Raw genomic sequence first — 7,996 nt, 5'->3', positions numbered from 1 at the left:
AAAAATGCCTTTTTTTAGCATTCTGAGGCCATTTTTAATATACTAAAGCGCATATTTATGGAGGTGAAGGCGAATAAATCAGTCCGGTTCGATTCTGATACTGATCTGAAATTCAGTAAGTTAAGTGAAAAGCTAGGTCGCAGTAAGCAGGAGCTCTTTGGCCAAATGGTGGACTATTTCTACAAGTCCAAGAAAGATCCAGCCGATCTGAACGACGAATTACTCAAGAAAGAGCTGGGTCAGGGCATCAATCGCATTATCTCGTTTATCAAAACCCAGGAGAAAGAAGCCCTTTCGCCCATGCTGGCCGATCTAGCCCAGCTGCAACGCACCCTGAGTCAGCTGAGTCACCAGCAGGGCCGTTTTTTTCAGGTCAACGAGGAGCAAAACGTCGATGGTTTCTTCGCCGTTACCCAACGCCGACAAATGAGAGAGCATCAGGACGTGCTCAAACAGCAACAGGAGATGGCCCAGATGCTGCAAAATTTGCTCTCAGAGACACGATCTCACCAAAATGAGGTAAAGACACAGCTGAAAGCCAAGCAAAGCTTAAAAGCCAAGTTTACCGCGATCCTGAATCACTATATTCTGCACCGAGAACAGATGAACGCCATCACACAAGGTCGTCTGATCAAAGAACTTCAGGAGAACTCCTATAGCCAGGTAACTAATCTATAGATGGGTTATCCTTTGGTAAGTCTAACCAGTGGTTTGTTAGACCCGCCAACACGTACCCTGCATCACGCATCTTAACGGGATCGACATGGTAGCCTGCCCGCTGCTGCTGATGGGCCCAACTGAGGTAATCGATTATCAGATCAATGGCAGTATGCAATTTGGTCCGGTTCATATCGGTAAGACTCGTTTTACGGCCCAGTGTTGGCCGGTGGCCTTGTGTCCCTGCTAAAAGTGAGGTAATCTGTCTTTTGAGCCTGTTTCATTCCCTTTCCAACCCTTATGCCCCATATCAACATCACGGCCAGTAGCAGCGGCAGCAATGCCGGCAGCTGTGGCCAACTGGTCGACTACCTGGAGAAAGAAAACAACTTGAAGGCCGAGCATAAGGCTGAATTGTGGTTCAATCAGGGCCGCGACGATCTACGCCCTCAGGAAGTGCGCCTGGGCATCGATTCGAATACGGCCAAGCTCAAGCAGCATGAGGCCAAGTTCTATTTGGTCAACATCAGCCCCTCCCAAAAGGAGCTGGCGCACATTGGCAATGATCCCCAGAAGCTGAAGGCCTACGCCCGGCAAGTGATGGCCGAGTATGCGGCTAATTTTCAGAAGGGCTTGGGGCCCGATGATGTGAAGTGGTATGGCAAGGTCGAGTACAACCGAGGCTACAAGTGGACCGATCCGGAGGTCAAGCAGGGGCTGACTCAACGGGGCGAGGTAAAAGCTGGCCACCAGATGCACGTGCAGATCATCGTCAGCCGGAAAGACAGTCACAATCAACGATTGCTGAGTCCGATGACAAATCATCGAGGCCAGGGCAAGAATGCCGAGCATGGCCACAAGTTCGGTCAGTTTAACCGGGTGGAGTTCAAACAGAGCTGCGAGCAGGCTTTCGATAACCAAATGGGCTACCGTCGGGAGCTGGAAGAGAGTTTCCGCTATCAGAACACCATGAGCAATGGTACCCTCCAAGAGAAGGCAGCCATAACGCTGGAACTACGAGATGTGCAGCAGGAGCGCCAGCAGCAGCTAGCGGCCGATCTCCGGCGGGCTGAGGAACTACGACTACAGGCTGAACAGGCTAAGAAGATAGAATTAACCCAGCAGCGAGAGTTAGGGATTCAGCAAGAGCTAGGCCGTAGCCGCGGCTTAGGGATGGGCCTGTGAAAAAGAGTTGATTATCAATTAACTAATCCATGTTAAACCATTCACTTGGATTTGGATCTCACCCACACAGGGCATAACTCATTGGCCTGGCGCAACCTACGTTGAAGAACTCCTTACCCCCGGATCCCCCCAACAAAGGCTTGATTCCGGCCTATCGTCACATTCAAGATCTGTTCGGTCTAATCTACTTAGAGGGCCGCGGTAATTACACGCTAGTCTATTTACAAAATAGCTTGAATCCGCTTCTGGTGAGTAAAACCTTAAAATACTTCGAGCAGCAACTGCCTGACTTTGTGCGGATCAGTAAATCTGTCCTGATTAATCCTCGTTTTATTAGCCGCGTCAGTAGACAGGGATCTAAACTCTTATCGATTGAGTTAGGGGCTGATATATCGTTCTCCGTGGCTCGCCGTCGGATTGATTTGGTTCTTCAGCGGCTAGCAGAAACAAGTTAGTGGCCACCTTACTCAAACGCTTATTTTTGTCTTTTTCAACTACGCATGGCTGTTGTTTTTCCCCTTCTGCTGGTCGATGATGATCCTACCATAGCTGATATCTTTCGTCGAGCGATCGGCAATGCGTTCCCCGAAGCCGACCTAAAGGTGGTAGACAGCTTTAGCGAAGCGGCTGCTTATTTGGAGGGCTTGTTTGGCCGGGGCCCTCGCTTGGTGTTGCTGGATATTGATCTGCGGAGTGAGCTAAGTGGCATTGATTTCTTGACCTTACTGCGAGAGCATCCTCAAGGACGTTTGCTGCCTGTTGTGATCCTATCCGCTGGTGAAGACCAGACTATCAAAGAAGAAGCGTACGATCGGGGAGCCAGCGCCTTCACCGTGAAGCCGTTCAGTTACCAAGCTTGGAAGAGCTATGCCGAACAACTTCGCGCGTACTGGTATGGTACCGCTACCACCCCTAAACTTTGGTTTGAAAGGGAAAAAAATGAGTAAGGTGAAAATTGTACTTTTCTGGGAGACGTTATATAAGAGTTTTTATGTTAAGCGATTATTCTAAGATTCTCCCCTACCAACTGCGAGAGATTTACCTTCTCAACACACATAACAATTCCTTAAGACATATTCCTCTTAAAATTATCTATTTCTGAATCTTAATGTCGAAGGTGATCCAAAGCCCATTTGCCGTCTTCCCCCAATCGGTGAATCGAATAATCCCCTTTTTCCCATCCTGGGTTAAGAAACGTCTGAGATTTGTATTAAGCAATTGTGTAGGTTCGCAACCTTCACCCCATATTACAGTTGTGATTGCGGTTTGACTATCTGTTGTAAAGACTCCATAATGACTGTAAAAGGCATTTTCAATTTCATTAGATGAATTTATAAAATCATATAGAGCCGAGTTAACTCTATTCGGATCTTTCGAATTGTCGTCAGCTGGAAATCCAATAGTCTCAATCGTGCCTTTACGATATATATTCCAAGGTGGGTTTAAATAGGCACTTCGTTTGTTTACAAAGTGATCCGAAGGGCTAAACAAAGTTGGTCTGCAATAGTCTCTAAATGTTCCGTCTATTTGATCTGCATACTTCGGTCCATCTTTCAATTGATATACTTTGCCTGTACTGAAACTTACCAAACACGAATCCGTCACTGTGTCAGTTATTTTGCTAACTGTAATTCGAACGTTCTTGAACTCAAGTATATCGTCCTGGTTGGTTGTCCCGTTGGTAACTGCATCCTGTTGACCAAATAATGACGATTTAGTGAAAGATGCATCATTTGTTGCAGCTACATCATAAATACAATTACTCAAAAAGGGTTCCGATGTTACACCAGCAGTCAGGCAGGTATTTTTAGCCCATGCCAATTTCTCGGCAGTTAAAACCGCTGGACTTTTCGGGAAACTCCGATCCGTAAAACTCTGAGTACTTTTTCCAGGTTCATAATACAAAAGCTTTGGGTCTCGCTTTTCATCGATACGCCAGCTATCAGCATATGTTGGGTATAAGTTAGTAAACGAATAACTTATTTGCTTTCCTTCCCTAGTTTGCAAATCATTAGCTTGATCCCCATCATAGTTCCCTAACAAGCCAATGACTTTACCTTTGCGATTATCACTCAAAGAAATTTTGTAATCCAATGAGTTAGAACTACCAAGGCGTATTTTAATAATATCACGATTAGAAGTTGTGATAGAATAAACATCTACCCCATTCTCTATCGTTTTCGCTATAGTTGCATTATTCTTAAGAGATATAGGGGTTGTGCTAACTGCTTGGGACTGATTGTTGACGTATATAGCTAACGGTTTCGACGTAATAGAAACAACATCAGATCCTGTTTGAATACCTATTGCAGTATTCATTGTTGCAAATTTTGTATTGTTAATATCTTCTTGCCGTACCTGTATCTCAAAATTGTCAACTGTTGATTTGATGGCAGTAAATTCACCCAAGCCCTGAAAATCGTAATGGTAACTATCTGTTGTCGTTAAGTGGGGATCACCAGTACTTTGGGCCAAGTAATTACTTGCTTGCTGAAAAAAGATTTGAATTCCTGACGCGATACAACCAGTACCTGCGGTGTAAACTATTTCTGGCCCGAAACAATCTTTTAATGCCTGTAGCGGATTAGGTGGGGGGTAAGTTCTACATACTGTACTATTGTAATAAACTGTACTGGCTTGCACACAAGTTTGGACCGCTAATTTATTTAGTACTCCTCCTGGAACAAACACCTCCGTAGCACCTATTTCTGGTAATGTTATAATACAGCTGAAAACTTCAGTAGCTTTTATAGCTATCGTTATAAGCTGGCAAACTGTACCAGCGGCTACTCTTGCCGATTTTAGATTATTATTGTATAAAGTTACAGCGCCATCAAGTTTTGTTTTAGTTTCATTATCAAGCTTGATACTTTTTTTAGGGTTTACAACGCCAGTTTTAATATTTGTAATATCAACATCGATTATACCATTATTTGAATCGTATTTATATACTTTTAAAGTGTATCCTTCATCAAGATATTTTATTCTATACTCTATAGGGAAAAAACTGTTTTCATTAAATTTGGCAATAATACTAGAGTTCTGATCTATAAAACTTGCATACTGGTTTACATTGAGTAGTGAACCATCCTCTTTCTTTTTGCCGTACAACAGAATTAGTTTTTTAGAGGCCGAGTCCAAACTAATAGAACCCAAGCTTGTAGTCTTGTCCTTGACTTCTATTGTATACAAAACCTTTTGCTCAACATTACCAATCGGATTTATCGTATTAGGAACAGAAGAATCTGAATCCTTTTTGCAGCTCAAAAGACAAGTAATAAAAAGAAAGAAAAGGAAGAATAGCTTTTTTAGAAGATTAGTCATGTCGAATGTCTTTTTAGACCAATAAGTTCAAGCTAAAAATTAGCATTTTATAGGGTTGTTTTCATTTTGGTCTCGGTTTTCATTAAAGAGCAAAGTCACGCTTTTAATACCCTAATCCAAGTCAATAATAGCGATGACACTACCATCGACAATGTATGTATAGTCCGCCCGAATTTGTCCTTTGTGCCGATTACGTTATTTCATTAGTGGTAATCGTGACTAATCAGAGTATATGCTGGAAACCCCTATATTTAAGCCGTGACTACTCATTCTGCCTAAAATGACTAATCAGGAGTACCTGACGATCAAAGAAGCGGCTCAGCTTTATAGCCGCTCTGAACAAACCATTCGACGATTAGTCAAACAACATGTTTTGACTAATCACGTTCGTTCCGAGAATACCCCAAAAGGCAAAGCATATCAGATCAGTTCGGTACTGCTTCAGCAGGAGTATGAGACTTCTTCGGCTGCCACACTATCCGCCTTGATAGTATCTGATTCATTACAGCAGGAGAACCAACAGCTACGGGAAGCGGTCGCCGAGCGTGACCGGACGATTCAGCAACTACAAAACAGACTCTTTGAGCAAGGCGACATTATGAACGCAATGGCTAATCAGATGACTAATCAACTGACTAATCAGAAGATGGGCAATATTGAAGAATTGTTGATTCAGCAAAACGCTCAAATAAGCGATCTACGCAAACGTTTGCCCGCACCCGGAACCGATGAACCAACCTCTAACCGGCGCAGCTTATGGAGCCGGTTATTCGGTCGCTGATTCTCCCTCGATCAAGTCCAAGTAAGTGTCCAGTTCGCCCGGCTCTAAGTCTTCTTTCTCTGATTTGTCATAAACGGCCAGCAAGTACACGGCTTCCTGAGTGACCTTGACGAAGGTAATCACCCGCGCCCCACCGGATTTGCCTTGCTTCTTACTGGCAATAGCCATGCGTACTTTGTAGCAACCTTTACCTAGAGCCGCCCCCTGAGTCGGTTCTTCTCGCAAGGAGTCAAACAATACCCGCAGATCATTTTTTAGCGACGGATATTTTTTAGCCAATCGTTTCGCCTGACGGTCAAAGGTTGGCAACCGTTTCAGATCATAACTCATCGAGTAATTCGTAAGCGTCACGGGCCTGCGTTTTGCCAGCCAATACGTCGTTCAATTCCTCGACTGCTTCACCCAGTTCGGCTAGGAACAAGGCTTTTTCATTGGATATGCCCACCGGTAGCGGCTTAGCTTTTACAAACGATAGGCTCCGTAGCAACTCCATCATGAAGCCCACTTTGCTATCAGGGATGTCCAAAACGATTTTCATACGAGCAAGATAGTAAGTTCTGTCCTTTTTAGTGTGTTTTTAGGCTCTGTACGCCCCTATCTACTAGTTTTTAGCCATTCCCCTCATTTTTCTTTTCCCTTCGTTTCTAAGCCAAATACTTTGGCTGTATAGCTGCCCACATTCTTCACCTTGCCATCGGCTGCTTTCATTTGAATATCATAGAGTTGGCGGGTAACAACCTCGGTTGAGTGAGTGGCCAGCACGGTGTCAGCCTGATCGGGCCGGAGCCGGAATTGCTTAACCAACCGCTCGTGCAGGTTTGACATTTGAGCCGGTTCGGGTTTAGCTTGGTAGAATACCTCAAACTCGACTTCAACGACTGGTTTACGGCCACGTCCAGGGCGATCACCGTAGACAGGTTTGTATGTAAACGACAAGTCAGTATGGCCGTTAATTTCTTTTGCTGCTACTTCCAATATTCGTGTTTCAAACTTGGTCCATGTCGGGTAACTATCCTCTCCAGTTTTTGAATCGATAACACCCAGTATTGTTTTTAGCTCAGCCAAATTACGAGTGAAGGTCTTATCCTTCATGTTTTTGTACATGCAAAGCAGTTCATAAATCCGCTTAGCGTAGGCCGAATTAAGTGAGATCGCGGCCACCAACTGAATTTTGGTGAAACGTTGACTCAGATCAACATAAAAAGGCCGTACTTTCTGTGATAGTTCAAGCTCAATTATACCAGTGCCTTTTTTGTACTCGGCTGATGCAAAGAAGCTTGCTTGTAAAAGGTTGCCATTAGGTAGAGTAGTCTGAAAGACACGTCCTACAAGCTTTTCTGTGGCCTTTTTGTAAGTCTCAAATTTCAGCTCATCGGAGCCGGTTAGGTTCGCCATTTCCTTTACCGATACTTGATACATCTTCATCGGTGAGTCTTCTTTTCGCACTTGAGCGACGACCATATACAGAATATTCTTCTCTGCTTCAGTCATTTCGTAACGAGCAACGGTTAATACGTTGTCCTGCCAAATTTCTACGGGCTTAGGCATTTTAGACTGATTTATAAGTAAATATAAAAAAACTTTTAATAAAAGCTCAAAGTATTTTAAATGTGTCTTTTCTGCCGACTAAACGCGTCTTTATTAAGTGGGTTTCACCGACCAAACGCGTCTTTATTAAGTGGGTTTCACCGACCAAACGCGTCTTTATTACCGACCAAACGCGTCTTTATTAAAGTTATCCACAGTCTAATTATCTGTAAATCTGACAGTTATAAGCCCTATTTTGCCCCTTCAAGTGTTTAACAAGAGATATTTGAAATACACAAACACTTGTCTCGCGTGCGGGCATGTACATACGCGTGCGAGGAAAAGCGCGTCCTGAAGTGATTTGACAGGTACGGTTTAGAAAGTAAAAAAATAAACTAAAAAAATAGTTGGAAAGGGAAGAAAAGATCGAAATGAACGAAAAAGCAAAAAACAAAGAAAAGCGGACGCGACAAAACAAAGCGCGAAGCGGTCTTTTAAAAGAGCAAGCGGGAATTACGCTAC

Annotated in this window: 10 protein-coding genes; 5 read left to right on the top strand and 5 right to left on the bottom strand. The window is 43.8% G+C overall.

Annotation, left to right across the window (positions count from 1 at the left end; genetic code table 11):
• Positions 1-57 precede the first annotated feature (57 nt).
• Entirely contained in the window at positions 58-678 is a 621-nt protein-coding gene (locus B153_RS0129285; protein WP_020600313.1) for a BfmA/BtgA family mobilization protein, read from the top strand.
• Here B153_RS0129285 and B153_RS0129280 read toward each other — a convergent pair.
• Positions 668-850: a hypothetical protein gene (locus B153_RS0129280; protein WP_020600312.1), complete on the bottom strand. Its 183-nt coding sequence runs from the start codon at positions 848-850 to the stop codon at positions 668-670. The genes B153_RS0129285 and B153_RS0129280 overlap by 11 nt on opposite strands.
• 107 nt (positions 851-957) lie before the next feature.
• Here B153_RS0129280 and B153_RS0129275 point away from each other — a divergent pair, with 107 nt between their 5' ends.
• The 3 genes from B153_RS0129275 (at position 958) to B153_RS0129265 (ending at position 2,789) form a co-directional block, all read left to right on the top strand.
• Positions 958-1,842 carry a DUF5712 family protein gene (locus B153_RS0129275; RefSeq protein ID WP_020600311.1) on the top strand — a complete coding sequence of 295 codons (885 nt, stop codon included), beginning with the start codon at positions 958-960 and terminating at the stop codon, positions 1,840-1,842.
• Between the two features lie 101 nt (positions 1,843-1,943).
• Positions 1,944-2,297, top strand: coding sequence for a LytR/AlgR family response regulator transcription factor (locus B153_RS38925; protein ID WP_020600310.1), 354 nt, complete (start codon positions 1,944-1,946; stop codon positions 2,295-2,297).
• Positions 2,298-2,342: 45 nt separating this feature from the next.
• Positions 2,343-2,789, top strand: coding sequence for a response regulator (locus B153_RS0129265; protein ID WP_020600309.1), 447 nt, complete (start codon positions 2,343-2,345; stop codon positions 2,787-2,789).
• Between the two features lie 145 nt (positions 2,790-2,934).
• On the opposite strand, the gene B153_RS0129260 is transcribed toward B153_RS0129265, so the two are convergent.
• Entirely contained in the window at positions 2,935-5,166 is a 2,232-nt protein-coding gene (locus tag B153_RS0129260; RefSeq protein ID WP_020600308.1) for a VWD domain-containing protein, read from the bottom strand.
• 280 nt (positions 5,167-5,446) lie between these two features.
• Between B153_RS0129260 and B153_RS0129255 the strand changes: the two genes are divergently transcribed.
• Complete coding sequence (locus B153_RS0129255; protein WP_020600307.1) at positions 5,447-5,947, top strand: helix-turn-helix domain-containing protein; 501 nt, start codon at positions 5,447-5,449, stop codon at positions 5,945-5,947.
• Here B153_RS0129255 and B153_RS0129250 read toward each other — a convergent pair.
• The 3 genes from B153_RS0129250 to B153_RS0129240 all read right to left on the bottom strand — a co-directional run bounded on the left by B153_RS0129250 (position 5,933) and on the right by B153_RS0129240 (position 7,495).
• Positions 5,933-6,277 (bottom strand): type II toxin-antitoxin system RelE/ParE family toxin, encoded by a 345-nt coding sequence (locus tag B153_RS0129250; protein WP_020600306.1) that lies wholly within the window; start codon positions 6,275-6,277, stop codon positions 5,933-5,935. The genes B153_RS0129255 and B153_RS0129250 overlap by 15 nt on opposite strands.
• Positions 6,267-6,485, bottom strand: coding sequence for a hypothetical protein (locus tag B153_RS0129245; protein ID WP_020600305.1), 219 nt, complete (start codon positions 6,483-6,485; stop codon positions 6,267-6,269). Before B153_RS0129245 ends, B153_RS0129250 begins: the two co-directional genes overlap by 11 nt.
• A gap of 83 nt (positions 6,486-6,568) precedes the next feature.
• Entirely contained in the window at positions 6,569-7,495 is a 927-nt protein-coding gene (locus tag B153_RS0129240; protein WP_020600304.1) for a replication initiation protein, read from the bottom strand.
• Positions 7,496-7,996 lie beyond the last annotated feature (501 nt).

Origin of the sequence: Spirosoma panaciterrae DSM 21099 (assembly GCF_000374025.1) — a bacterium.
GTDB classification, from domain to species: Bacteria; Bacteroidota; Bacteroidia; order Cytophagales; family Spirosomataceae; genus Spirosoma; species Spirosoma panaciterrae.
This window is presented reverse-complemented; position numbering and strand designations above follow the sequence as displayed.

Coding starts and splice junctions, on each gene's coding strand:
- B153_RS0129285 (WP_020600313.1), top strand. CDS start 58: ATGGAGGTGAAGGCGAATAAATCAGTCCGGTTCGATTCTGATACTGAT.
- B153_RS0129280 (WP_020600312.1), bottom strand. CDS start 850: ATGAACCGGACCAAATTGCATACTGCCATTGATCTGATAATCGATTAC.
- B153_RS0129275 (WP_020600311.1), top strand. CDS start 958: ATGCCCCATATCAACATCACGGCCAGTAGCAGCGGCAGCAATGCCGGC.
- B153_RS0129265 (WP_020600309.1), top strand. CDS start 2,343: ATGGCTGTTGTTTTTCCCCTTCTGCTGGTCGATGATGATCCTACCATA.
- B153_RS0129260 (WP_020600308.1), bottom strand. CDS start 5,166: ATGACTAATCTTCTAAAAAAGCTATTCTTCCTTTTCTTTCTTTTTATT.
- B153_RS0129255 (WP_020600307.1), top strand. CDS start 5,447: ATGACTAATCAGGAGTACCTGACGATCAAAGAAGCGGCTCAGCTTTAT.
- B153_RS0129250 (WP_020600306.1), bottom strand. CDS start 6,277: ATGAGTTATGATCTGAAACGGTTGCCAACCTTTGACCGTCAGGCGAAA.
- B153_RS0129245 (WP_020600305.1), bottom strand. CDS start 6,485: ATGAAAATCGTTTTGGACATCCCTGATAGCAAAGTGGGCTTCATGATG.
- B153_RS0129240 (WP_020600304.1), bottom strand. CDS start 7,495: ATGCCTAAGCCCGTAGAAATTTGGCAGGACAACGTATTAACCGTTGCT.